At 50.9% G+C, this 22,515-nt stretch carries 31 protein-coding genes; all 31 read right to left on the minus strand.

Features of this window, described 5'->3' with window-relative positions:
- Positions 1–31: 31 nt before the first annotated feature.
- The 31 genes from LKD37_RS00780 to LKD37_RS00930 all read right to left on the minus strand — a co-directional run bounded on the left by LKD37_RS00780 (position 32) and on the right by LKD37_RS00930 (position 22,515).
- Complete coding sequence (locus LKD37_RS00780; protein ID WP_006874328.1) at positions 32–1,243, minus strand: ATP-binding protein; 1,212 nt, start codon at positions 1,241–1,243, stop codon at positions 32–34.
- Between the two features lie 136 nt (positions 1,244–1,379).
- Complete coding sequence (locus tag LKD37_RS00785; RefSeq protein ID WP_025529794.1) at positions 1,380–1,871, minus strand: hypothetical protein; 492 nt, start codon at positions 1,869–1,871, stop codon at positions 1,380–1,382.
- Positions 1,868–2,407, minus strand: coding sequence for a hypothetical protein (locus LKD37_RS00790; protein WP_025529795.1), 540 nt, complete (start codon positions 2,405–2,407; stop codon positions 1,868–1,870). The genes LKD37_RS00785 and LKD37_RS00790 overlap by 4 nt, the downstream gene beginning before the upstream one ends.
- A gap of 175 nt (positions 2,408–2,582) precedes the next feature.
- Positions 2,583–3,068, minus strand: a complete 486-nt coding sequence (locus LKD37_RS00795) for a hypothetical protein (protein ID WP_215725549.1) — start codon at positions 3,066–3,068, stop codon at positions 2,583–2,585.
- On the minus strand, positions 3,061–3,489 hold the full coding sequence (locus LKD37_RS00800; protein ID WP_215725531.1) for a DUF6809 family protein: 429 nt from the start codon (positions 3,487–3,489) through the stop codon (positions 3,061–3,063). The genes LKD37_RS00795 and LKD37_RS00800 overlap by 8 nt, the downstream gene beginning before the upstream one ends.
- A gap of 35 nt (positions 3,490–3,524) precedes the next feature.
- Positions 3,525–4,208, minus strand: coding sequence for a YkgJ family cysteine cluster protein (locus LKD37_RS00805; protein ID WP_302927535.1), 684 nt, complete (start codon positions 4,206–4,208; stop codon positions 3,525–3,527).
- Positions 4,209–4,312: 104 nt separating this feature from the next.
- Positions 4,313–4,558: a hypothetical protein gene (locus tag LKD37_RS00810; protein ID WP_215725533.1), complete on the minus strand. Its 246-nt coding sequence runs from the start codon at positions 4,556–4,558 to the stop codon at positions 4,313–4,315.
- Between the two features lie 62 nt (positions 4,559–4,620).
- Positions 4,621–5,160, minus strand: coding sequence for a hypothetical protein (locus LKD37_RS00815; RefSeq protein ID WP_006874320.1), 540 nt, complete (start codon positions 5,158–5,160; stop codon positions 4,621–4,623).
- Positions 5,161–5,263: 103 nt separating this feature from the next.
- Positions 5,264–6,097 carry a hypothetical protein gene (locus LKD37_RS00820; protein WP_006874319.1) on the minus strand — a complete coding sequence of 278 codons (834 nt, stop codon included), beginning with the start codon at positions 6,095–6,097 and terminating at the stop codon, positions 5,264–5,266.
- Between the two features lie 38 nt (positions 6,098–6,135).
- The gene (locus tag LKD37_RS00825; RefSeq protein ID WP_006874318.1) at positions 6,136–7,209 is read right to left on the minus strand and encodes a DUF932 domain-containing protein; all 1,074 of its coding nucleotides are present in this window, start codon (positions 7,207–7,209) and stop codon (positions 6,136–6,138) included.
- 45 nt (positions 7,210–7,254) lie between these two features.
- Entirely contained in the window at positions 7,255–8,070 is an 816-nt protein-coding gene (locus LKD37_RS00830) for a hypothetical protein (protein WP_302927536.1), read from the minus strand.
- 116 nt (positions 8,071–8,186) lie between these two features.
- Positions 8,187–8,588 carry a single-stranded DNA-binding protein gene (locus tag LKD37_RS00835; RefSeq protein ID WP_040341912.1) on the minus strand — a complete coding sequence of 134 codons (402 nt, stop codon included), beginning with the start codon at positions 8,586–8,588 and terminating at the stop codon, positions 8,187–8,189.
- Positions 8,589–8,881: 293 nt separating this feature from the next.
- Positions 8,882–9,490 (minus strand): hypothetical protein, encoded by a 609-nt coding sequence (locus LKD37_RS00840; RefSeq protein ID WP_215725535.1) that lies wholly within the window; start codon positions 9,488–9,490, stop codon positions 8,882–8,884.
- Positions 9,491–9,635: 145 nt separating this feature from the next.
- Positions 9,636–10,127: a hypothetical protein gene (locus tag LKD37_RS00845; RefSeq protein ID WP_215725536.1), complete on the minus strand. Its 492-nt coding sequence runs from the start codon at positions 10,125–10,127 to the stop codon at positions 9,636–9,638.
- A complete protein-coding gene (locus tag LKD37_RS00850; protein ID WP_302927537.1) occupies positions 10,124–10,819 on the minus strand; it encodes a hypothetical protein in 696 nt (231 codons plus the stop codon). Before LKD37_RS00850 ends, LKD37_RS00845 begins: the two co-directional genes overlap by 4 nt.
- A 57-nt stretch (positions 10,820–10,876) precedes the next feature.
- A complete protein-coding gene (locus LKD37_RS00855) occupies positions 10,877–11,458 on the minus strand; it encodes a sigma-70 family RNA polymerase sigma factor (RefSeq protein ID WP_006873417.1) in 582 nt (193 codons plus the stop codon).
- Between the two features lie 16 nt (positions 11,459–11,474).
- Positions 11,475–11,897 (minus strand): zinc-finger-containing protein, encoded by a 423-nt coding sequence (locus tag LKD37_RS00860; protein ID WP_006873416.1) that lies wholly within the window; start codon positions 11,895–11,897, stop codon positions 11,475–11,477.
- A 41-nt stretch (positions 11,898–11,938) separates the two neighbouring features.
- Positions 11,939–12,286: a hypothetical protein gene (locus LKD37_RS00865; protein WP_215725537.1), complete on the minus strand. Its 348-nt coding sequence runs from the start codon at positions 12,284–12,286 to the stop codon at positions 11,939–11,941.
- Between the two features lie 85 nt (positions 12,287–12,371).
- Entirely contained in the window at positions 12,372–12,593 is a 222-nt protein-coding gene (locus LKD37_RS00870) for a DUF6133 family protein (RefSeq protein ID WP_006873414.1), read from the minus strand.
- A 61-nt stretch (positions 12,594–12,654) separates the two neighbouring features.
- A complete protein-coding gene (locus tag LKD37_RS00875; protein ID WP_006873413.1) occupies positions 12,655–12,801 on the minus strand; it encodes a hypothetical protein in 147 nt (48 codons plus the stop codon).
- 185 nt (positions 12,802–12,986) lie between these two features.
- Positions 12,987–13,865: a type II secretion system F family protein gene (locus LKD37_RS00880; RefSeq protein WP_215725538.1), complete on the minus strand. Its 879-nt coding sequence runs from the start codon at positions 13,863–13,865 to the stop codon at positions 12,987–12,989.
- Positions 13,862–14,794 carry a type II secretion system F family protein gene (locus tag LKD37_RS00885; protein WP_215725539.1) on the minus strand — a complete coding sequence of 311 codons (933 nt, stop codon included), beginning with the start codon at positions 14,792–14,794 and terminating at the stop codon, positions 13,862–13,864. Before LKD37_RS00885 ends, LKD37_RS00880 begins: the two co-directional genes overlap by 4 nt.
- Positions 14,795–16,171, minus strand: a complete 1,377-nt coding sequence (locus tag LKD37_RS00890) for a CpaF/VirB11 family protein (RefSeq protein WP_215725540.1) — start codon at positions 16,169–16,171, stop codon at positions 14,795–14,797. It abuts the gene before it with no gap.
- Positions 16,164–16,958 (minus strand): CpaE/TadZ family protein, encoded by a 795-nt coding sequence (locus tag LKD37_RS00895; RefSeq protein WP_008394774.1) that lies wholly within the window; start codon positions 16,956–16,958, stop codon positions 16,164–16,166. Before LKD37_RS00895 ends, LKD37_RS00890 begins: the two co-directional genes overlap by 8 nt.
- Positions 16,959–16,985: 27 nt before the next feature.
- Positions 16,986–17,825, minus strand: coding sequence for a Flp pilus assembly protein CpaB (gene cpaB, locus LKD37_RS00900; RefSeq protein ID WP_003499634.1), 840 nt, complete (start codon positions 17,823–17,825; stop codon positions 16,986–16,988).
- A gap of 12 nt (positions 17,826–17,837) precedes the next feature.
- The gene (locus LKD37_RS00905; protein WP_215725541.1) at positions 17,838–18,350 is read right to left on the minus strand and encodes a prepilin peptidase; all 513 of its coding nucleotides are present in this window, start codon (positions 18,348–18,350) and stop codon (positions 17,838–17,840) included.
- A complete protein-coding gene (locus LKD37_RS00910; protein ID WP_177696782.1) occupies positions 18,322–20,019 on the minus strand; it encodes a DUF8193 domain-containing protein in 1,698 nt (565 codons plus the stop codon). Before LKD37_RS00910 ends, LKD37_RS00905 begins: the two co-directional genes overlap by 29 nt.
- Positions 20,020–20,099: 80 nt before the next feature.
- On the minus strand, positions 20,100–20,669 hold the full coding sequence (locus LKD37_RS00915; RefSeq protein WP_215725542.1) for a DUF6550 family protein: 570 nt from the start codon (positions 20,667–20,669) through the stop codon (positions 20,100–20,102).
- A 74-nt stretch (positions 20,670–20,743) separates the two neighbouring features.
- Complete coding sequence (locus LKD37_RS00920) at positions 20,744–21,244, minus strand: hypothetical protein (RefSeq protein ID WP_215725543.1); 501 nt, start codon at positions 21,242–21,244, stop codon at positions 20,744–20,746.
- Between the two features lie 8 nt (positions 21,245–21,252).
- The gene (locus LKD37_RS00925) at positions 21,253–21,744 is read right to left on the minus strand and encodes a DUF4320 family protein (RefSeq protein ID WP_243167434.1); all 492 of its coding nucleotides are present in this window, start codon (positions 21,742–21,744) and stop codon (positions 21,253–21,255) included.
- A 123-nt stretch (positions 21,745–21,867) separates the two neighbouring features.
- Complete coding sequence (locus tag LKD37_RS00930; protein WP_118560360.1) at positions 21,868–22,515, minus strand: RloB family protein; 648 nt, start codon at positions 22,513–22,515, stop codon at positions 21,868–21,870.

The following is a 22,515-nucleotide window of genomic DNA, read 5'->3' on the forward strand; positions in this document are numbered from 1 at the left end:
TAAGCCGCAGGTAATGCGGCAGGGTTCCTCGTTAAATCAAAGAGATAGGCACGATCAGATTGTTCTGATCAAAAGCGCCCAACTGGTCAGCCATGCACAGGATAGCACCAGTGCCGCGCTGCAGTGGGGACTTGTCGATCAGGTCAAATACCTTCGTCAATTTCTTTGGCGGCGAGGCCATCTTTTTGATCTCGATGGGAAACAGTTTTCCGTCCCGCTCCAGGATCAGGTCGATTTCTCTGGCATCCTTATCCCGGTAATAGTACAGGAATGGCTCCTGACCGGCGTTCTGATAGGTCTTGATGATTTCCGCTACGGTATAGTTTTCCAGTAGTGCGCCGCTCATGGCTCCTTCCATGGCTGTCTCCGGACTGCTCCAACGGGTCAGGTAGCAGACAATGCCGGAGTCGTAGAAGTAGAGCTTGGGTGTGGATACGGTGCGTTTGAGGACATTATTGGAATAGGGCTCCAATAAAAAGATGATCCCCAGCGCCTCCAGAACATGAAGCCAGTTTTTGGCCGTGGTCTGGTCGATCTCCGCATCATCGGCAATGCCCTTGTAATTGACCTGCTGGGAAGTCCTGGCGGCGACAGAACGCAGGAACCGCAAAAACTTCAAGCTGTCAATGTCATTGGACAGCCGCCGCACATCCCGTTCCATGTAAGTGTCAATGTAACTGGAATAGAAGATGGAGGCATTGGAATAGGTTCCTGTGACCAGGGCAGGCATCCCGCCCTGATGGATACGCTGAAAGACCTCTGGCGTGTTCAGCATTTGGCGTCCGTTCTGCCGTTCGGACAAAAGAGGCAGCTCCAGGCTGAACGGTGGTTCAGGAGGCCGTTTCATGATCTCACTCTGGGAAAGCGGTGAGAGGTGGAGCAGAGCCACCCGGCCTGCCAGAGATTCCTGTACGCCCTCCATCATCTTGAAAAGCTGAGAACCCGTCAGCCAGAAATCGCCGGGCTGATGGCGTTCATCTACCATGATTTTGATATATGGGAACAGTTCCGGTGCGTATTGCACTTCGTCAATGAGCAGCGGCGGCTGATACAGCTGAAAGAACATCTTTGGGTCCGTCTTGGCGAGTTCCCGCAGCGTCAGATCATCCAAAGAGACCTTTTTGCGCCCCTTGCCCTCGACCTCTATCAAATGTTCCAGCATGGTAGTTTTTCCAACCTGCCTTGGGCCGGTAAGCAGAAGCACAGGATACTGTTCATTCAGCTCCATCACCGGTTTCTCCATGTGTCGGGTGATATACACAGGCGTTCCTCCTTTCTTAATTTCGGCTGATATATTATTATATACCTATTTTAGCCGAAAAAATCTGATTTTGCAAGTAGGCAGTCTGCAAAGTAAATTTCAGTAGCGATTTTAAGGGTCATTCCTGCGCAGCGGAGGGGTTGATCATTTCCTTCAGACTGGCGATATACTGCCTCCATGCCTGCCTGGATTCCTCAGCACGCTTCAACTCGGCAAGCTGTTCTTCCGGAGACAGGGCTTCAAACTCGCATTGGCGGCAGTCTCTATCAATATCCTGAAAGATACGGTTCAGGATGGAGAGAGCCAGTTCTGTAACAGTGGGGCTGTGTTCATCAAGTGCCCTGCGACCTTGACGGAACAATTCCAGATAGTGCTCATACTGCTGTTCACTGATGAATTCCCAGCCGTAGGCTTCCTGGATGTCGCTTTCGCTATGGTATTGCATGGCCGCTTCAAATTCTGCCTCGCGGTCTGCGGCTTCCTTTTCGATGTGCCGCCTGAGCTTGGCGCGGATGCGCTCCAAGTCTTTGAGCAAAAGCTTATAGGCTTTGGCCTCCATGAGATAACCGTGAGCCTCGCTGTTTAGATATCGTTGGGATGTTTCTTTCATGCGGCAGATTCCTCCTTGGATTTGGATTGGACAAAGAGCAGGAACCCTTTGCTGGTATCCTCCAGGAGTTGCCATGTACCATCCCTCCAGACGCAGGCGGTTGCATCGTTGTAGATTTCCGGCGTTTTGGGCGGGTCATCAAAGCATTCCGGCGTCACATAAAGGCACATATGCCCCATATAGAAGGGCTGCAGAGCTGCTTCTATCTCTTTGCGCAGGGCAAGGGCGAGTGATTCGATCTCGTCAATATCCTGACGCTGGAAGGCAGCATCTGAGATCTGTTTGAGCCGCTTGGTTTGCTTCACAGCTGCATCAATATAGGGTACGGCCTCATCAAAGTATTTGTGTTTGATCCGCATACCGTCGAATACCAGAAAGCGGGTATAGGCGGTAGCGGCTTTACAGATGTCTTGCCGCAGGACATCAAATGGTTTTTTGTACTTGGTTTTCAGCACCTCCATGGATACGACCTGCAGATTGCGCCGCAGGGTTTCCAGATGGTTCACTAAAGTGGTGCGTAGTTCATCTCGTTCCATAGGCATCCTCCATGGGTAGCTTCCGGGCGGCTATCCGCGCCGGAAGTGGCGGCAGTGCTTATGCACATTGGCGTGGGTAAACGCAAAATTCTTGCAAGCCAGCAATCGATTCCGTTCTCTGGGGGATTGTCGGGCAACGCTTGCATGATACTTTTTAACAGGTGTTTTTATAGGGTTATTCGAGTTCAGGTTCCCAAGGGGTATCTTCCTCATAAGGCGCAGCCTCCTTTTCATTGTCAGCGGACTTGCCGGCAGCCCGTACCGTCAGTAGAAGGGCATCTTCCCCGACATCGTTGCTGTGGGACTTTCTGGCTCGTTTCTTTTTGCATCTTTCTACAGCTTTGTCATAGTCGTAGCCGATACCAGCTTGCAGTTTATCCGCAATTTTACGCAGTTTTTCTGCATGGTACTCGTAGGTAGCACGATGGAATCCAGTCAGCTCCCACTGATCGCACACCGATTCCAGAAGCCGGACATAGTCCCGCAGTGCATTGACCGTTTTGTAGATATCGCCATAGCAGGTAGTAAAGGTATGGGCGCCATCAAGATCCCGAAAGCAAAAAGTCAGTTCTTCCCCCAAAAACTGTTCCAGTTGGACTGATTGCGCGATCATTGGCCGAAAAGCTTCCCGGGGCAGTTCGGGCAGTCTGTTCTCATCCATTATTATCCTCCCCATGTTCCGGTACTGGCGGCTGTGGGCCTAAGCCTGCCGCAAACATCTGCACAGCGGTACGGTAGCCAGAGGCGTATGCCTGCTCCAATACAGCAGAATTGCGGCATTGTACCGCAGCCTGATACTGTTCAAAAGCGATGGACGCCTCGTTGGAGAGCAGCGGAAGCAGAGCTTTTTCTTTCTGCTGTACTGCCTGGTTAAAAGGTGCGAGGCGTTTATCGGGCTTGAACACATCTGCTTCATATTCGCCATAATAGAGCGAAGTGAGAAAGCGTGGGTCTGCCGGAAAGGATATAGCAGATGGTATAGAGCGGGAAAGTGCCGCCGCAATGTCTTTGAGTGTGTTGATCAGTGCGGGGAGCTGAACATTAAAAAATCTTTGCCCCATCGCTGTTTCGTGTAAATTCATAAAATAAGGCCCCCTTTCTAAAAGCCATTTGCCTTTTACTGTTCCCCGGCAATCCGGTGCAGGTCTGCTAACAGGTGTCGGTTATTCTGCTCATACTGAGGCTGAAAAGGCTGGTCTAAATCAAAATTGTAATAGCGGTAGTAGAGCACCTTGAATACAATGCCTGGCCGCATGGCAGGATCAATGGCGCGCATCAGTTTGCCCAGTTCGGTAGCAATCTCATATTCCCGCTTTACATATTCTTTGTCTTCCCGTTTGAAATTCTGATACAGCCAGTCCTTGACGGATACCCGGCTGCCGGTAAAGTGGCTCTGGTGTCGGTTCAGACACAGGCAGTATTCAAAATCGCGGCCACGCTCCCCTGGACCTACGGTAAGAGGATAGATACGGCAGGTGCGGGTACGGGCAGGGTAGACAGAACAGCGCCCATCCGTAAGGAAGATGCAGGAGCCGTTAGGGACTTTTGTCTTGAGCATATAGATAGGGAAGCCTTCCTCGGTCAGTGGTTCTGGCTCGCAGTAACGGAACAGGAAATCCTCTATTCCTTCGATGGGCTCACCCTTTGCCCGGAGGTAGCGGGCCAGACAGTAGGCGTCCAGACTCTCCACCATGACACAGCCTTCGATATTGCGGCAGCACGCCCCGCATTGACGGCAGGAAAAGGTAAACTGGTCTTTGGGGCGGACTGGTTGGATCTCATTCATGATTTCTTCGTTCATTTTGTTCCTCCATAAAAAGAGCCGTGACGGAATGGTATCCGCCACGGCCAGAACTTGTGGAATAGTCAGCGGGAGCCGGCTGTTCCAATCCATTTACAGTCCCTTTACGCACATGCGGCCAATCTCACAGGGAGCGGACTGACAGCCGCCAGCGGAAAAGGGGACATGGACAGATAGTAGTGGGAGTTCTGCGTTTCAAAACGGACGCAATCCTCCGACTCCTCCAGAATCGCCACCACACGCGAAGTATGGTAGATGTTTCCTCCGGCGTGCAGAATCGCACCCCGTCCAACAGACAGTGGACGCAGCAGAGAACCATTCAAAACGATCTGTTTCTTTTCTTTCTTCATTCGGTTTGACCTCCAATCTTTTGAAAATGTGGATGTAAGAGTATTTCGTATCTGTAATTGGTTCATCCATAGCAAATGTCCAGCAGCACATCATGGACTTCAGCCAGCAACTCTTTAATGCGCCGCATAGGAACCTTCTGGGTGCGGGCAATCTCACGGATGCCATAGCCGCCCTGTTTCAGATGCACAATATCCATTTGCTGCTTAGAGACTCTGCCGGCCAACTCGTGGAGAAGAAGATCCATTTCCAACTGCTGCATGATTGGGTCATGGGCAGGAATGGTATCTTCTAAAGGCGCACCATCAGGATATAACCCGACATGAATACTGAGAATCTCCATATTGCGTTTGCGGCGCTCCTGAGTGCGGAAGTAATCGAACAAGCAGAACTTCATTCTACGATTAGCAATGGTGGAAAAAGTAAACTGTTGTGCAGTGAGGTCAGAGAAATAATCCCGAACAGCTTTCAGATAGCCGAAAATAACTACATCGTAAAATTCATCTTCCGGCAGACGGTTTTCGTTCAGAAACTTATAGACTAGGCTATGATGGGCGGTGGCAAATGTCTGCTGTTCTTTGGTTAATGGTACTTCACATAACATAATGGTTTCCTCCTTAAATAAAAAAAGAGGGATACCTCCGGTGTGTTAGACCGAAGGCATCCCGTTGTTTATGTGTCATGTGGCACAAACCACATCAAGATACTTATGCAGGCAGCTGTTCGCAGTCACCATTGATCTGACTGACAGTATAGTGACCATCTGCCGGCTCGTTGGTCATGGCGCCAGGCTCGATTACATAATCGCAGCCGGTGTCGCGCTGCTCCTCAGTGATCTCGGCACGCTGCTGGAGCAGGAGTTTGATCTGCTCCTTAAAACTGTTGGCGTAAGCCCGGATCTGAGCCAGCTCCTCGCCCTGGAAATCCTGCAGCAGTTTGAAGGTAGCAACACTGTAGTCATTGGTGCCGTTGTTCTCACGCTTGAGACCAATCTGCACGATACTGCCGTAAGTGGCGCGGCGGCGGAGCATGAAGGCCCGGTTCAGAAATTCCTTGAAGGGCTTGATGCTGGTAGGAGGCAGATTTACCTGCAGAGGCATGTACTCACCACTGCGAAGCAGGTAGAGCACACGCATATTTTTACAGGCTTTTCCTTTGCTGCCATCAGGTGCAGAACCAAAGCGGTTCATCACGCAGGCAGCACAGGCGCCTCCGGGAGTGCCGATGCCAACCTTGCCATCCACAGAAGAACAAAGCGGCGTGGTATCGTCGTCATATTCGCTGCCAGCCGGCCAGTAGGCGCAGGTGGCGTGGTTATGCAGAATGACGCCTACCAGATTCTTTTCATAGTCGGGATTGTCCGGATCATCGGACGGCATCTCAAATTGGAGTGTGCCGCCGGCGGGAATCTTGACACGCTGAAAACTCATCTGCAGACCATCGGCGTCCTCAGCCAGTTCCTCGGCGCTGAAATCGCCTTCGATCATAGTGGGGAGCATGAATTTTTCCTGTTTCATCAAATCGCTGTTCTGATTATACATAGTGGTTCCTCCTTAAAAACTGTGATGGTTGCAGATGGTCAGGCGGCCATCTGATTGATACGGTTCCACTGCTGTCGGGGCATGGACAGGATATTGTATCCGATCCCCTCCAGGGCAGTGGCGCGGTCATAGCTGTCCACATCCTGACTAAAGCGTGTTACGGCATTGGATAGCCCATAGAGGGTCAGATCTTTGCCTTCAATCAGACGCTGCAGAACGCCGGTGCTTTCTTCCTCGGTGATATTGAAATCCTTGCTTGCCAGACGGACAACGCCGGGAATATCAGTGGTATTCATCTGAACGGTTGTGGCTTCACGCATCATGCCAACTACCCGTGTAAACCGCGTTTCATCCACGGCGGCCATCACGGTATCTTTGATCTTCATGGCAAATGCGTGGTCATCAGCGGCCAATGTCTCCTGTGAGAACAGTTGAAAGTTTTCATCTGCCTCATTGACCCGGCCGATGTGAGTGCGGCGAGTCTGGGCATCGTTGACGACCATGCCGTTACTGCATACCAGCCGATAGACCAAAGGCTGGATGTTGACGGAACCCAGTCCAACTTCACTATTGCTGATGATAACACCGGACTGCACGATGTCACCGGGTACAACTTCGGCTTCAAGCCGCTTGTTGACTACCTTGATGTACATACGGCTGTCCGTGATCTGGCAGCTTTCAAAATAGGCGTCCTCCATTTGTTGAATGACAGGGAGGACGATTTCTGCAATGTCCAGATTATCAATGCGGCGATAGCGGTTACTTAAAAATGCCCGTACAGTGCCATCCAGAGTACGGACCATACGCTGGGTCGGTTCCCGCTGGAACCAGGAATTCACATTCTCCGCCAGCAGTTCCGGATAATCGGAAAGCATACGGTCATAGTAAGCAGCCGGAATCTTCAGATGTGTGCCGATCTGCCGATGGGCGATCTGGTTGATCTCCAGTGGCTCCACCAGTGGGTCATCATGGTCGTCAAAGGTATGGAGATAAAGTTGAGAACCAAAAGGTTCTACTTGAAGTCGCCGGGTATCAAGCAAATAGTCTTGCTTGAGTTTGGATTGGCGTTCAATCTGCTGTGCCATTTCCACGATGGTAAGTCCTGATTTCATTCGTCAAGTTCACTCCTTTCTCTGTGTTCCTTGGCAGCAGAAGCATTACCAGGATACCTGAATGCCCTGGGCAGTGACTTCAGCGGCCAGACCATTGCTTTCCAGAACCTCTGCCAGACGGGGCCAGTAGACCTTCTGGGGAAAGTTATTCAGCTGCTCCTGAGAAACAGCATCTTCGCCCTGCTCAATGCAGATATCACCGTTTTCCCGAAGCGTCAGTTTGCTGTGTCCGCGGGAATTAAGGTCGGAGATCAGTGCTTCCAGTACAGAGCGTCCCTGCGTTTCATACCAGATACGGGGATCAACAGGCTGCCTGTTCGGAGGAGTTGCATCATCCTCGCTTGTTTCTCCGCCGACCTTAGATAGCGGAACGATCTTGACCATATCGCATTTGATATTGGCGTTCTGATCCAGTGTCACATCAGCGTGATCAAACTCGTCAATGCCAAACACACGGATGCGGCCGGTACCGCCATTGCGGATCAGCTGCTCCGGCTGCTTTTCACACCACTCGAAGGTGGCTTGCGGATAAGCGGAGCGCAGATATGCCAGAATACGATGGTTGGTGTGGCGAACCAGCAGGTCATCGGAGCTGGTGCTGCCCAGGTCAGGAATTTCAAAATTTCTTGTTTGGATGCCTTCTGCATGGAGTTGTCTGGTGCGCTGCTGACGCTGGCGATGCCGCTTAGCCTGCTGCATATAGGGGAGAAGCAGGATCAAAACTACCCACAGTCCCCAGAGTGTGAAAATGCCCAGAAGCAGCCAGACTTGCCAGGGCCCGCGTACCAGAGCCATAATTGCGATGACTGCACCAATCAAGATCGTGATGCTGCCGCTCAAAAGTCCTCTGTCATTATTCATGTTTGATACCATCCTTTTTTCTGAATTTGTTGGAAAACAAAAAAAGAGGGACCGCACCAAGCTTTCAGTTTCATTCTGAAAAACTTGATACGGTTCCTCTTGGGCGCCGAAGTAAACTACTCCGGCAGGGATTCACGGTCACCGTCCAATACCTCTGTGGGAGGCGGTGCGGGTTCCGCAGTAATGTCCGGGTCATTCTCCTGTCTGTTCGCTATGGCGGGCTGTTTGGGGAGGAAACCAAAGTCATTTAGACTGACCTTCAGTTTCTTTTCCAATTTACCGTCCTTCATGCGAACATCTACCAGCCGCTGTGAGCCGGCAAGCCAGATCATACTGCCTTTTTTGACCTTGAATTGCATGAGCCGGGTGACATCTGCATCCCAGGCCCATACCTGATAGAACTGCGTCCAGTTTTTGGTGCGTTCCATCAGATCAAAGCATACATAGCTTTGTTTGGACTGGCTTTCTTTGGGTACGAGGTCGTTCATGACGCGCCCGAACACAAAAATCTGTGCCATAACACTCCTTTCTGCCATTGGCATTATTATCTATATAAAAAAGTGCCAGCAGTTTTTCGGCCCTAAAAGGGCGCAAAAAATCACTGACACTTGCATACAAACTTAACAGCGTGTGCAATGCAGGCTTTTGGCCTACGGTACAGATCAAAAAGACCTGTATTCCCAAATGGGATACGCACAAAAATCAATTACAAGCTCAGTATAGCACTGGATCTTGTGTCTGTCAAGATATAAAACACTATATATAGATTTATTGCCAGTGACAAGCACGATATGTAGTAGTTGAAAAGGTCTTACTCTGTAAGATGGTTCATAACACGGTAGTAGTCATCCAAAAGGTAGAATTGAGTCTTTGTTGGGGATGCCGTTTGATAGTCAAAGGTCAGACCGTATAGGCTGCCGGTGCCATCTACTCCCAGAGGACCAAACCAGCAGGACATTGTATGGCCGTTGAAATACCATAGCTGCAGGTCATTATATTCCGATTCGGTAACGAGTCCTTTGCGTGCCAGCCGAAGGGCCTCATCTTCACTGATCAAAGGATGAGACAGAAAATGGCGGTAGAGATCATCGGACATACCAAGTGCCTGCTGGTAGGTAAGCGGGTTGGGATTGTTCAGCCACCAGTGGGTCAGCGCTTCAAAGTCATGGACGACTGGGTGGGGCGTAAGGCTGCGGAATTGTTTTAGAAAAGCGGTTACCGTTTCCGGATCGGCTGGAGCTGGTACGGGTATTTCCTGCACACAGTTATTGAGAAAGGCAAACGCGATTTTCTCATCGGTTTTGTCCTCCAGCATCAGTCCGAAGCGTGACAAAGGAGCGAGCAGGAAATGCTCCAGCGCAAAGTTTTCTTCCAGAAAGCGATAGACTTTGTATTGTTCAATGGTGTGGGGCTTATACATGGGAAACCCTCCTTTCTTTTATCTACCTAATAAATAGGGACGGAAGGAATGTATTCTGCAAAATATAAGAAAATCAGGCGTTGGTCATTATGATTTGCAAAATGCCCTTTAAGAAAGCGAGGCGGTTCAAAACCACCTCGCATTTTCAAGATTTAGAGGATGGATCGGGATGTTCCTCCGGCTCGTTGATTGCTTCATAACCCAAAAAGCTGTTCGTTGAAAGGGCTGCGTCCAGATAGTCATTTCCCACGGTAGGCCGCGCCCCTTTCTGAAAGTAAAATCGGTAGGGGGCGCCTATTTTAAGCCGGGCCGATTTACTGAGAAGCAGTGTGATCTCTACGCCATGGCTGTCTATCAGATGTACTTTGCGGTAGCGGCGGAGCATAGGTGTACTGATACCGGCGCAGATGCCTTCCACTACTTCGTAGTTCTTATGTGCCGCAGTCACCCAGACTCCTCTACAGGATATAAGACAGGCGCAGAGTACGATAATTCCCAATGCCAGCAGGATATGATCTTTAGTCGCCACGCAGATGATGGCGCTGATTCCCGCACTGGCGATTCCGGCCAGCAGAGTGAGCAGAAACTTTCGCTGCAGTACAGTGGGAAAAAGAGTCCATTGTTCCATCATGCTCATACCCTCTCAAAGATAATCTGCTGCCGCAGATAAAGATTGGCAACGGCTAATGTCACCGGCTTGCTGCTCTGACTGATTTTGACCATGCTTGCAATGTTGTCACTGGTGGTCGTTTCATCTCCGTAGAGGGAATCCAAAAGCGCACATTCATTGGGGAGGCGGGAAATATTTTTATCTATGCACTTGATGATCTCTGCAGTGGAGAGCAGGGCTTGTCCGGCAAGGCGCATGACCAGAGTTTCGTATTTGGTGCGTTTATCTTTCTGGAACAGTTTCCGCGCAGCGGATACCGGAACATGTGCCAGCAGCGTCAGCTTGACAAAAGAGGCGAGCCGGAGAAAGAACGGTCCGCTGGTTGGGATAATGCTGAGCGAGGCAAGCAGGTCATACAGAGCATCGTATTCTGTTTCACCACTGCCGGATACCAGAAGGCCACGGGTCAGCAAGCGGTTTGTACAGTCTTCCCAAGACCGCTCGGTACAGTAACCGGATGCGGTGGATAGCTTTTCGTATTCTTGTGCGATGTCATCCCAGCGCAGGATTCTCCAGTTGAGCATGCTCCAAATCACCATTTCCTGCATATCGACCATGTACTCCTGACCGCCTAACAGGATGATTGGACAACTGCGGTTGCAGCCGTTTGTCCTTCGTTCAAACCGGCCGACCGCAGTGTATAGGGTTTTGATTGCCATATTTCGATACCTCCTATTACATATCCCTTACTGTTGTTAATGCTGATTTTCAACAAATCAAAGCAGGCAGGTCAAAAAGTCAGGGTCATTGCGAAGTTTTTCCAGAGAACGGGAAATCCAGGCGCCTACATGGGAAGGAGGGACTTGATAGAGGGCAGCGATGTCTGTAATGCGCATTCCCTGGACCTTCAGCGCCAGTGCTTCGATGCCAAGTCTGGCAACGCCCTGATAGTTCTGTTTGCTGGCTTCCAGCAGATCAAGGGTCTCCAGACGAGAAAGATGGGAGTCAAAATGGTCGTCTGGCTGTTCTAACTGCTCTCCATCTGCAGCCAGTTCGCCTTGATCTCCGATGCTCAGCCGGCTGATGTGCCGTCCCTGGCTACAGATTTTGCGGCAGTAGGAGAGGAGTCCATTTTTTACAACCTTTTTGGCGTAGGTTGAAAACTGCGCCTGTCCGGCATGGTAGGTAAAGGCGGCCTTGCAGAGCCACAGGCACCCTTCCTGGAACAGATCTCCGTATTCCAGACCACAGATGCCGGGATTTACATGAATGTTGTTGACAATGACCCAGTGAACGATGGACAGGTTTTTTTCTACCAGCGTCTGCTGGTCTTTGGTAAGCTTAAAGTTTTGCTTCATCCGGCTTCACCTCCGTTCAGGCAGCACGCCCGGATGTATACACCGGAGCCTGCTGACAGAGGGAAATGACTTGCTCACACATATACTCGGAAAACTGACCGATGTGAGTCTGGCGCGCATCCAGCCCCAGCTTGGCTTGCAGCCAGATATAGACCTCCCATTTTTCCATCTGGCAGTCCTGCTGCAGTTTTTTTAGGGCACGATGGGCCAGAATGCGTTTGTGGCGCAGATCGCCATTCGCCAGTGTCCCCATTGGGAGCAATGTGCGCTCATGAGCACTGACATAGGCATTGCAGACCGGCCATCTGTCGCAGACATACAGGTACTTTCCTCTGGCCTGTGGGGTAGCCCCATACACAAGGCTTGCAGGCCGAAGAGAAGCGTGAGCATGACAGTACGGACATTTGATTTGCTTTTGTTTCAATAAAATCACCTCCATTACGCGCCGATGACGGCGGCATTGCGTCGTAACAGGCAGAATCACCCGAAGTAGGTATCCTTATCTGGAGCCAGCTGTAAAAATGGACATACATGGTCCGAAGAGGTATGCCATTCCAGAAACCTGCTATAAGCAGTCCGGAACGAGCGGCACTCCAGAATGGCAGAGCATTCTTCGGGGTCTACTGCTTCTCCACTCAGCTTCCGTACTGTCTGGACGGACAGAAAGATCGGCTGACAGCCTGCGTCTGCTGCCATCAGGAATCCCTCACAGGATGCCTGCCGGATCATTGGACAAAGTGAACCGCTGCAGCGGATGAACAGGGCGTTACGCCAGTTACCCCGGACTGCCTGCAGAAAGGAATAGAACTGACACGGTTTTTGATTCATGCTTTCACCTCCATTAGTCGTTATCTGCAAATAAAAAAGGGGGCCAGCTGCAGAAGTTCTGCAAACTGGCCCCCTGATTTGGTGCTTAGGAGAACAGACTTTCAATCTCCTGGGTGATGCGGGGGATGACCGTATCATTGAAGATGAGGGTCAGAGCCGCCAGGAGCAGCGCACCCAAAACTACGGCGATAATGATCTTGACGGCGTCCGAAATGTAAAAATCGCCGCGCTGATTGGACAATGCCATACGGCCGCGGTTGAGCAGATAGTTGGCTTTGGTATAGATATGGGTCGTGAATTTTCTCATGGGTAACCTCCTGTTATATGTTTGATGATTGAGTGGATAGGTATATCAAGTCCACCGTCTGTTAAGCGCGGCGGATAGGCTTGATCAGATTGTTTTTGTTGGAACGGGGCCGGTTCGGATATGCTTTAGGCCGTTGGAACAGCAAGCAACGAAAGCGGCGTTTTTTGGTGCCGGTATCATTCGGCGGATAAAATTTCTTTTTGGGCATAGGCATTCTCCTGTAAAAAATGGAGCCGGGCTGATGAAACAGTCCGGCTCAGTCCAGATGAAAAAGAATGGTGTGCCTGCCGCTATGGAAAATCGCTTGGGTACAAACGCTCACCTCCCTGTGTATCTGTCTTCCATATGAGGAGCAGGTATGAAAACGCCCGGAAGTACCGTGGCGGATGCCGATTAGCCAAAGAACGCCCCAAGCGAACTCATAACCTCGGTACAGAGCACCACCAGATAGATGATCATAATGCAAATCAGCATCATCATAGAGTAACGCTGGATCTTTTTGGGACGTTTGGCAGCTTCCTTTTTCAGATTGTTCTGCTCGATCTGACGCATATCGAAGGTAATCATTTTGAAGTACATCCGCTGGTCATCACCGCGCAGGACACCAATCAGGCCACGGATCACATCGGACAGCATGGGGCTGCCAATGCGGGTTTCAAATCGAATAAGGGCATTTTCATAGTTGCCGGTCTTCATATCAGCAATGGTCTGATCCAGCTCGGCACCGAAGTCTTTCCCAGCCACACGGCGGTAGGAAGTCAGAATTTTAAGTACATCCCTGTCATTTTCAAGGCTCTGGCCGACGGTCAAAGCAAATCGGGGAATCTCGCCCTCAATCAGTTTGCGGCGTTTTTTGACAAAATCAAAGGCTGCATAGTAGGTTGAAAACCACAGCGCCACTGCAAGACCGATCAAAATAGGCACCAGCAGCGGAATAAGAAGTGCCATGGGGATGGCACACAGGCCAACTGCCCCTGCAGTTACCCAGGCTCTGGCTGTATAGACCTCCGGGGTAAGCTGCAGACCTGCAATGTCCAGAGCGCGTTGTACCTTATTGCGCTTGAGCCGGTCCAGCCGCAAATAAGGGGCGATCCAACCGGCGATTTTTGTCACATAGACATCAAGCAGCTTTTCGTTTTTGGTGCCCTGCTGTTTGCGGGAGAGCATCATCATTTGTGAGGTCTTCTTGGTCGGGATGTCCACAAAGGCGCAGGTCAGGTTGTAGACAGCAAAACCGAAGAAGATGATGGCGATGAGCGCCAGAAAAGTCATACGCTATCACCTCCATATTCGATGGGCTTGCTCAGTTTCATGATCTGGGTCAGCGCAAATAGGATGATGGCTGCGCAGATCGCCAGTGCAATTTTGCCCGGTGTGGTGAAGATAAGGGTGTGGAACCAATCCTCATTCAAGAAATAGAGCAGCGGCACATTGGCGATAACCAGAAATATCATGGTGATGGCTTCACGCCGCGGCCCTTGCATCATTGCCTCAAGTTCCGACTGCACCACACGCACATCGGAGAATTTCTGGTTGATGGTAGGAAGGGTATTCTTCATACTGCGGTCGGACTGGCACTGGATGAGGGTGCCGCACCATTCATGGAAGATTCGGTTGGGAATCTTCATCTTCAGGCTGTTGATAGCACTGGTGATGTTGGCGTTGATCAATTCCGCTTCATAAACGAAGGCTTCAAAGTTGGCTTTTACCGGCTCATTGATATAGGGCAGGTTTTCCTTGACAGAACGGATCAGATCCTCGGTGCGCAGGTAGGAAGTCGTGATGATGGAAATAGCGGTTTCCAGTTCTTCATTCAGGTGCTTTTTATAGCTGGCGGCAGTGCTGCGCAGATACCAGATCGGTATAAGAGAAAAACCGATACCCAGAATGGGCACCATGTACACATTCCCAATCAAAAGAGCCAGCACAGCCCCCACAGCGAACAGAATCAGGGACAGTCGTTTTATTGCCTCATAGCGGTCCGCCCGTCCGGTACCCTTCAAGATCTGTTTCAGTTCGTAATCCTGATTAAAAAAGCCCTTGGCTGGTGTGCCCAGAAGAACATTCAGTTCATCCGACAAGGTGGCGGATTTTCGCTGGGAGCGGAAGAGGGCGTCAATAAAATCACCCGGCTTCACACCAAACAGAGCCAAAAGCCCAGCACTGAGCAGGATAAAACAGATAAGATAGATCCATTGCAATTAACTCACCTCCTTTGGCGGCTGCATGAATTCTTCCAATTCCTTGTTGGAAATGCCATTGTCCAGCAGCCTTTTCTTCAAGGAATCGGAGATCAAGCCAATTTTTTTATGGTGCCCTACAACACGGGTTTCACCACGGTCATCAGTTACATTGTCCTCCACTTCATATTTGTATAGGGAATGGGCGATCAGCCGCCCGTCCTGGTAGTCCTCGCCCTCGATGATCTCCATGATCTTACGGGAACGGTCCTCCAGCTGCTTGGTAAAGACGATGATGGGATACGCCTCTACCATGATCTGCATGAGGATGGAGTCATCCATGTTGTACTTGCGTTTGGCAAGGGTCATCATCCTGCGGTAAGTACTGTTGCAGGAATTGGAGTGGATGGTGGTACATACGGTATGGCCGGTGCGGGAACTTTCGGCTGCGGACAAGCTTTCTGCTGCTGACCGCATTTCACCCACGCCGATGACATCCGGATGCTTACGCAGCACCCGCTCCAGAAGAAAATCCTGATTGATGTTCAACGCAGGGTTCTCGCTGGGGCGGGTCAGCAGATGTACTACGGAATTAAGGATATTGCCCTGCGCATCCCGCTTGACCAGATCAAATTCGCGGCTGCCTTCTTCAATGGTAATAAGGCGCCGGTTATTGGGCACATTGGACAGCAGCCAGGCCATGATCGTGGTTTTGCCGGAGCCGGTGGAGCCGGCAATGCAGACGGACACCCCATATCGGATACAGGCAGTCAGAAAGTGAAGCATTTCAGCGGTGGCACTGCCGGAGTTCAGCAGTTTTTCTTCACTGACGGTCTGCTGATTGACGATACGGATGGAGGCATTGACGCCTACATCTGCATCCACAATGGGAGTTTTGTCCACCGAAATACGGATGTTCTTGTCCAGAAATCCCACAATGCTGGGCATAGTATCATCAATGACCATGCCGCAGGCGTTGAGCATTCGGCGGATCACATCGATGGCGTGCTGGGGCGAACTGAATTTATCAGGGATCTTGATACTGCGCCCACTGGATTCGATCACTTCAATGTCGTTGTAGGCGTTGATGTTGACCTCCTCAACACCGGGCTTATAGATCCATTTCTTCAAAAAGGAGTAGCCGGCCATGTCTTCATAGAGCTTGGAACACAGTTCTTTTGTAGAGAGTCCGTCAAGGGCATATTTGCGTTTGACAATGTAGTGTTCCATCAGTTCTTTCAGCAGGCTTGTGGCACGCTCTGCATTGCCTTCCCCAGCTTCGGCAATGGTGGAGGCATGGTTTTCGGCAAAATACCGCTGTACATCCTCCAGTACCTGGTCATAGGTCAGCTCCTGATTGGCGGCCGGTGTGAAGAATATATCATTCAAATTACTCATCGGCATCCTCCTCACATTCATACGCCACATCCTCCTCTGACTGCTCGGCCAGTTCCATTTGCTCCAGAATTTCCAGTACCTTGTTCAGTGAAGCAGTGTATTTGGGGTTACAGTAGGTGATAGCCTTGAACATACCGCCTTCGGTAGCACAGCGGTCGATCTCCTTACTGTAGGGAAGCAGGCCGTCAAACCCGCCAATGATATAGCCCATTTCATCCAAGGCGTGGAAGGGACGGGCCAGACCGGCGAATGTCATATGCTCAGAAAACCGGAAGCGCTCGTCCACAAGCAGAGGCTGATGGGCTTTCAGGTAGTTGATGCCCTTTAGGTCCGGGGTGAGGATACGGATGACCACATCGCCGGCTTCAATGGCGGCGGGAGTGAACACATTGGTCATGCTGGTGCTGCAGTCCAGAATGACGAAATCTACCAGTTTGGCGGCAGCATGAATGAGCTGCAGTACCATGGTATATTTGACCTCCGGGTAGCTCAGCGGGTTTTCTCCTGCCGCATAGCCCATCATCCCAATGAAGGGATAGTTTTTCAGCACTGTCACATGACTGGCAACCAGAGATGTATCAATCTCCACACTGCTCAAAACCTGGCCGATAGAGGTATTGGTCTGGATGATCTGCTCCGGCAGCCAGACCGGCAGCATAGGGACATTCATATCGGCATTGATAATGATGGCTTTCCGCTTGTCCCGGGTCAGGGCTTTTGCCAGAATACAGCAGAACATGGATTTGCCGCTGCCGGGGCTTCCCCAGACGGTGATAACTTTACCCATAACGAAGATCCTCCTTCCTTGATTTGATTATTCTGCCGAGGGTGCAGTTTCATTAGTGGATTGTGCAGACTCTGCAGTTTCCGTTTCCTGGGGTTCACTTTCAACATCAGAATTTTCCGCATCTGCAGCTTCTTCCTCAATCAAAGTTTCGGGGAAGTAGATTTCCTGCAGAGTCTTATCCTGCTCGGCAAGCAGCTCATCTGCCAGTTTGTCATTGTTGCGGGAGATAAGAGCCACATGAGCTACGCCGTCATTTTCAAGACCGGTAATGATCTTCGCCTGTTCAGGGCTTGCCAGCACAGTGATGGTGGCTGACTGCTGCTTTTCTTCATCCTCCGTGGGCTCCTTGGCATTATCCACATTGATGCCGTCTGAGTCGGTGACGGACAATACTTTGACAAAACGCAGTTCCGGTACTTCGGCGGCCGTATCAAGAAAGTGGTAAATACGGATGATGTCACCGGGCTGAAGCTTGTCAGAGAGGCCGGAAGCAAGTGTTTTGACGGTCAGCGAGATTGCAACTTTACCAGAAGGGATGCTGTTGAGTGCAACATCGGACGAAACCGGTACAGAACTGATCTTGCTGGTAAGGATATAGTCACCCACAGCCAAGTCGGCGGTAGCGTAGAGACCATTTACATCGGAGAGCTGATGGGCGATGTTGGAGGGGAGGTTATAGCCGCCTACCTCAACCACCTCGGCATTTTCTGACGAGATTTGCTCGCCTTTCAATACCGGCTGGGTGATACGGACGATTTCCTCTTTTCCATTGGTCTGACGGGCGATGGTTGGAAGTGCCACAAAGGCGATAACTGCCGCCAACAGCAGAGAGAGGATCCCGAAGATGAATCGGTTATTCAGTTTCATAAGCGTTGTCTCCTATCTTAAAAATAGTTGGGCCAGGGTCGCTGTACAGCAGCCACAGGCGAGAAATGGCAGGAACGGGATAGCAAGGGGCTGCCCAGTTCGATAAAGCCGCCTGAGAAGAAAGATCACAGGCATTGCGGTAACAGCGGCAGTCAGAAAGACCAGCGCCATGCCGGAAGGACCATAGACCAGCCCTAATATCCCGCAGAACTTGATATCCCCGCCGCCCAGACCAGTGCTGTTTGTTGCCAGTGCAGCTGCCAATGGAATACAAAAGCCGAGCAGGGCACCTACCAGGGCATGGGTAGCGACCGGCCAGAGGAAGAGCGGCGGGAGCCCGTGATTTAACAGGAAATACCCCTGCAGGACCGGCGCCAGGGCAGCTAAGGGGATAAAAAAGACGAGTGCCCGGTCAGGCACCCGTCTGTAAAGCACATCGTAGACAGCAAAGCCGGCCACCACAAAAAATATGGTAAGCAGGTAAGCTGTCCAGAGGCTATTCTCGATTGGTATACCAGTCATCATAAAGGCTCCCTTGGATCGAAACATAGTCATTTAGGTTGATGGATAACATGCCGTCAGGAGTCCAGGTATCCCACACCTGTGTATAGATGGTGTAGTCGGTGGCATCGGGGAACCACAGCGGTGTGAAATGCACTGTCCGGTCATAGGTGGAAAACTCGTTGGGCTTGAAGATGAATTTTGCACTTTGGCCGCCGGAACGCTGCAGAAGCCGCAGATAGGTCTGATACTGGAACTCAGGAAATACGGAAAAAGCAGTTTGGGGATAAGTAATGTGGCTGGTCGGGGCATCTGTGGACAGCGTTGCCCGCACTTCGGTTTTAACGCCGTACCCGCTTTTCATCGTCTTGCCGGATGCTGTGGGTACAATATCGTCTGGCATTAGGGACATCTCGCCGCTGATGGAAGCGGAGTAGCCCGTATATTCGTATTCCCAATATCCTTCATCCACCCAGTGTCCGCCATCTTCACCGTGGTCGCACCATACCCATACAGGCACCCAGTAGCAGCTCCAGACGCCCCAGTTGGCAGTGAGCTTCTGCGTTTCACTGGGTAGGGGCGGCACAGAGTAGCCGGGATTCGTGTCGGTTGCCACAGGGTCAGGTGGAATGTGCTCATTCAGATCCACGATTTTTGCGACAAAGGTATCCTGAGCGGTATAGGCACCGCTGACAGATACTGTAATGGTCACGGTTTGTGGGGTGGAGGGGGTATGCCATTTGACCCAGACTACCTGACTGTCACCGGCTGGGATCACTATATCATTGACCCGGTAGGTGGTGCCGAGAATATGGAAGGTAACCGATGCCGGATTATCCGGCGTCAGATCCTGATCTGTCCGCAGTGTGACGGCGGTGATCACATCCGTATCTACTCGGTATTCGACATCAGGGGCCTCAATTTCTCCTTCCGGCGGAGCTTCATCAAACCAGACGATACCAACGCCAAGGGTGCTGATGATGTCGGAATTGTTCTGCTTTCCAGTGGTGCTGCCTGTCCAGGCGGAGATGCCAAGGTCGCTGAATTCCAGGAACATTGACAGCGGCAGATTTTTATGGGTAAGCGAGGTCATGGTTTTCCGCAGATTGCCGCCGGACATCTGATCATACAGGCCGGCTTCAGTAGCTGTCATACAGTAATACTGGCCGTTGTGCGTGAAATAGGCAATGGGCTCGATCAGCAGCTTGTACTCGCCGGCAATCATCCGCTCATAATCGACTCCGGCTGCCTGAGCGACCATCATGCACGCATATTCAGAACAGAAATACCGTTTGATGGCTTCGATGTTGCTCTGCCCCTTGCTGCTGACGATTGTGGGCATAGATTGCGTAGGTCTAATGCAGGAATAGGCAACGCCGGACTGGAGGGAGAGGCCGGCGCCGCCCAGGTATTGCAGTTTGTTGACTTTCCCAAAATGGAGAAGACTGGTCTTCTGCGTCCGGTTTGAAAAGTCCAGCGGAGAAGATACGGCAGTTCCGCTGGATGCGTCAACAACAGTAATGCGGACGCCATCGTTGCCTGAGTTCCAGAAGTTGCTGCTTGTGCCATGACCCATGCTGCCACCGCCGCCATCTATGTTTCCATTTCCGCCCGTTGCAAAGGCAGAGGAGGGGAATAGACAGAAAACAAGGGTAAAGCAGCATAGGAAGGCGAGAAGTCGTTTCAAATACATCACGCTCCATTCCTTTTGAAAATAGGAAGGCCGCCACAATCCTGTGACGGCCAAGTAGTGCCATATTCAGTTGTAGTAAATCAGCCCATATTGCCGACCTGTTTGTTCAGATCTCCATCGCTGTCACCGGTGGACTGCTGTACATTGCCGGGAACAACCCAGCCAAACACCGGATCATATACAGCTCCATTTCCGTTGCTGGAGCCTGGAACCGGCTCATTGCTGGGCGGCGCTTGCTCGGCGGGCGGGGCAGTAACCTCCGGAACTGACGGGTCGGGATTGACGGTATGCTCCTGACCAGGATCTTTGATTTCGGTCTTACCTTCCGGCACCGGAGGAGGCGTTTCTTCAAGCTTTTCAGTATCGGTGAAGTCGATCACAACCTCATCCTCCGTTTGGGAGGTTACTTTGGGATATTCTTCTTCGGCATCTGTGGACTGGCCGGGAGCATAAGCATCTGCTCCATTATCACCATCTGTCTGTGTGCCGCCATCTGACCAATCGCCGGTGACGCTGCTGGGTGGGGATTCATCCGGCCTAAAATCTCCGGTACGGTCGCGGCTTACGAACCAGCAGACACCCAGAATAGTGACGCAGAGGAGAGCCAGCGAGGAAACAATAAAGCCTTTGGATTGGAAAAACTTCTTCATATTTTACATACACTCCTTTTTTGCTGTTATATAAAGCCTATACGGTAGAATGTGCCGGGCTTTCAACAGTAGGGTTAGAATTTTGTGTTGTGGTAGCCTGTCAGCTCCACCCGTTGGGTGATAGCCGGATAACTGTGGCCGAACATCCGCACATAGAACTCCACGTCACAGTAAAAGATGTACTCAACCCGTCCATCCTCTACATTGAACTCCAGGCTGATGTCGGAAACCTTGTAATCCTCCGTTGAAAGCGGAATCTTGGAGTCCAGGCCACCTGCCACTGTAGCCTCCAGCATGTCGGTATAGTCACTGCTGGAGTAAAGGGTATTTAGGTACTCTTCAAAGTTAGTTTCACGCTGGGAACGGTAGGTATCTGCATAAATCGTGCCGCTAAGGTTATTTAACTCCATTTTAGCGCCGTTGCGGATGTTGATGCAGGTGATCCGGATGGAAGCGTACAGGAGCAGGAAGGAAATCAGCATCACGATGCCTACCACAAAAAAGCAGGCGAAAAAGGTGATCTCGCCCCGTTCGTTTCGCAGCAGCTGTTTCAGCTGCAGGAATATACGTTTCATAGGTCACCTCACTTCCAGTAGTGCTCACTGACGCCGCTGCCGCGGGCAACAACTGTGATGTTTACCAGGTCAAAATTCCAGAACCCGCCCAGTTTAGCATCTCCCTCGATAGTAATGAAGAAGGGGGTGCCCAACTGGATGGCATTTGTCATACCGGATGGCCTGGGTGATGTGTAGGTAGCGTCAATGGAGTAGGAAATATTTTCGGCTCCTTCGATCTGAGAACTCAAAAATTCAAACAGCTCATCGGTCTCGCCGTTGACGCCGCCGGAAAGCTGGATCTGTTTGACCATCTGATCGGCGGCATGGTCAAGTTCCTGCTTGGTGGAAATGATGCTGAACAGGTCAATAATGAAGGCCAGCAGCAGGACAGCGATGAAGATGAAGACCACCGTACTGAAATAGTTGGCCTCGCCCCGCTCGTTGTTCAGCACCTTCCGGGCTTTTTGAAAGAGAATAGAAACCACCACCTTTACTGAAATTGAAAACAGCCGCTCCAAACCGGAGCGGCTGCTATGCAAAGTTTTGACTGTACCAAGTATAACAGATATGGATTTACGGCGAAAGGGCAGGACTGTGCCAATGTAGAGACAATTTTGTGCCAACCATGTTTCTTTGCAACATTACAGCAGTGATTCCACCAGCTGATAGATGTCGGTAAATGGATTGACAGCAATTCCAAACGGTTTGCTGCTGTCATTTTGAAGATGGTATTGCTCTACACGTTTGGCGTTCTGAATCGCAATGGCTGTATGCTCTGCTAACTGGTTATATACATCGCCAGCTTTCTCATAATCAGGGAGATAAGTGGTCAATGCGTTTTTCACTGCGGGGTAGTCTTTGAAAAATTTGGTGGTGTACTGGAAATGCAACAGATACCAAAATTCAAAGCAGGGATTGGAGAGTGCAATCTGAATCCCCTTCGCATCTGCCATTTTCCTTGCCTTGGAGAGCAGACTGTCCTTTGCAGTGATGGGGTCAGGGTTGTTGTAGTTCACATCTCCATCTGCAACTACCCATACAGAGTCTCCCTCTGATACGGAAATCTGATTTTTGTTCTGATATTCCACGGCTTTCCGGATCAGGCTGAGATAATCTGTTTCACCTCCGCTGGTGCGGCTGCCGACCACACGAATATCAATGTTTGTCTGACGGTTGCGGTAGTGTTCAAAATACTTAGGCTCAGTTTGAGAACCCTCCGTTACAATCAGAATGACAGGCTTTATTTTTCTGCGTCGCTGTCCACGCTTTTCAATTTTTCCACGTGCCAT

Origin of the sequence: Brotocaccenecus cirricatena (genome assembly GCF_020687045.1) — a bacterium.
Classification (GTDB): Bacteria; Bacillota; Clostridia; order Oscillospirales; family Oscillospiraceae; genus Vescimonas; species Vescimonas cirricatena.

Excerpts from the sequence above, each read along its gene's own strand:
- LKD37_RS00855 (WP_006873417.1), bottom strand. The coding sequence starts at position 11,458 with ATGAAGCAAAACTTTAAGCTTACCAAAGACCAGCAGACGCTGGTAGAA.
- LKD37_RS00910 (WP_177696782.1), bottom strand. The coding sequence starts at position 20,019 with ATGTATTTGAAACGACTTCTCGCCTTCCTATGCTGCTTTACCCTTGTT.
- LKD37_RS00870 (WP_006873414.1), bottom strand. The coding sequence starts at position 12,593 with ATGAGAAAATTCACGACCCATATCTATACCAAAGCCAACTATCTGCTC.
- LKD37_RS00820 (WP_006874319.1), bottom strand. The coding sequence starts at position 6,097 with ATGTATAATCAGAACAGCGATTTGATGAAACAGGAAAAATTCATGCTC.
- LKD37_RS00835 (WP_040341912.1), bottom strand. The coding sequence starts at position 8,588 with ATGGCACAGATTTTTGTGTTCGGGCGCGTCATGAACGACCTCGTACCC.
- LKD37_RS00845 (WP_215725536.1), bottom strand. The coding sequence starts at position 10,127 with ATGAGCATGATGGAACAATGGACTCTTTTTCCCACTGTACTGCAGCGA.
- LKD37_RS00825 (WP_006874318.1), bottom strand. The coding sequence starts at position 7,209 with ATGAAATCAGGACTTACCATCGTGGAAATGGCACAGCAGATTGAACGC.
- LKD37_RS00830 (WP_302927536.1), bottom strand. The coding sequence starts at position 8,070 with ATGAATAATGACAGAGGACTTTTGAGCGGCAGCATCACGATCTTGATT.
- LKD37_RS00860 (WP_006873416.1), bottom strand. The coding sequence starts at position 11,897 with ATGGAGGTGATTTTATTGAAACAAAAGCAAATCAAATGTCCGTACTGT.
- LKD37_RS00850 (WP_302927537.1), bottom strand. The coding sequence starts at position 10,819 with ATGGCAATCAAAACCCTATACACTGCGGTCGGCCGGTTTGAACGAAGG.
- LKD37_RS00790 (WP_025529795.1), bottom strand. The coding sequence starts at position 2,407 with ATGGAACGAGATGAACTACGCACCACTTTAGTGAACCATCTGGAAACC.
- LKD37_RS00865 (WP_215725537.1), bottom strand. The coding sequence starts at position 12,286 with ATGAATCAAAAACCGTGTCAGTTCTATTCCTTTCTGCAGGCAGTCCGG.
- LKD37_RS00880 (WP_215725538.1), bottom strand. The coding sequence starts at position 13,865 with ATGACTTTTCTGGCGCTCATCGCCATCATCTTCTTCGGTTTTGCTGTC.
- LKD37_RS00810 (WP_215725533.1), bottom strand. The coding sequence starts at position 4,558 with ATGAAGAAAGAAAAGAAACAGATCGTTTTGAATGGTTCTCTGCTGCGT.
- LKD37_RS00930 (WP_118560360.1), bottom strand. The coding sequence starts at position 22,515 with ATGGCACGTGGAAAAATTGAAAAGCGTGGACAGCGACGCAGAAAAATA.
- LKD37_RS00905 (WP_215725541.1), bottom strand. The coding sequence starts at position 18,350 with ATGATGACTGGTATACCAATCGAGAATAGCCTCTGGACAGCTTACCTG.
- LKD37_RS00920 (WP_215725543.1), bottom strand. The coding sequence starts at position 21,244 with ATGAAACGTATATTCCTGCAGCTGAAACAGCTGCTGCGAAACGAACGG.
- LKD37_RS00840 (WP_215725535.1), bottom strand. The coding sequence starts at position 9,490 with ATGTATAAGCCCCACACCATTGAACAATACAAAGTCTATCGCTTTCTG.
- LKD37_RS00785 (WP_025529794.1), bottom strand. The coding sequence starts at position 1,871 with ATGAAAGAAACATCCCAACGATATCTAAACAGCGAGGCTCACGGTTAT.
- LKD37_RS00805 (WP_302927535.1), bottom strand. The coding sequence starts at position 4,208 with ATGAACGAAGAAATCATGAATGAGATCCAACCAGTCCGCCCCAAAGAC.
- LKD37_RS00875 (WP_006873413.1), bottom strand. The coding sequence starts at position 12,801 with ATGCCCAAAAAGAAATTTTATCCGCCGAATGATACCGGCACCAAAAAA.
- LKD37_RS00915 (WP_215725542.1), bottom strand. The coding sequence starts at position 20,669 with ATGAAGAAGTTTTTCCAATCCAAAGGCTTTATTGTTTCCTCGCTGGCT.
- LKD37_RS00815 (WP_006874320.1), bottom strand. The coding sequence starts at position 5,160 with ATGTTATGTGAAGTACCATTAACCAAAGAACAGCAGACATTTGCCACC.
- cpaB (WP_003499634.1), bottom strand. The coding sequence starts at position 17,825 with ATGAAACTGAATAACCGATTCATCTTCGGGATCCTCTCTCTGCTGTTG.
- LKD37_RS00890 (WP_215725540.1), bottom strand. The coding sequence starts at position 16,171 with ATGAGTAATTTGAATGATATATTCTTCACACCGGCCGCCAATCAGGAG.
- LKD37_RS00800 (WP_215725531.1), bottom strand. The coding sequence starts at position 3,489 with ATGAATTTACACGAAACAGCGATGGGGCAAAGATTTTTTAATGTTCAG.
- LKD37_RS00795 (WP_215725549.1), bottom strand. The coding sequence starts at position 3,068 with ATGGATGAGAACAGACTGCCCGAACTGCCCCGGGAAGCTTTTCGGCCA.
- LKD37_RS00895 (WP_008394774.1), bottom strand. The coding sequence starts at position 16,958 with ATGGGTAAAGTTATCACCGTCTGGGGAAGCCCCGGCAGCGGCAAATCC.
- LKD37_RS00780 (WP_006874328.1), bottom strand. The coding sequence starts at position 1,243 with ATGGAGAAACCGGTGATGGAGCTGAATGAACAGTATCCTGTGCTTCTG.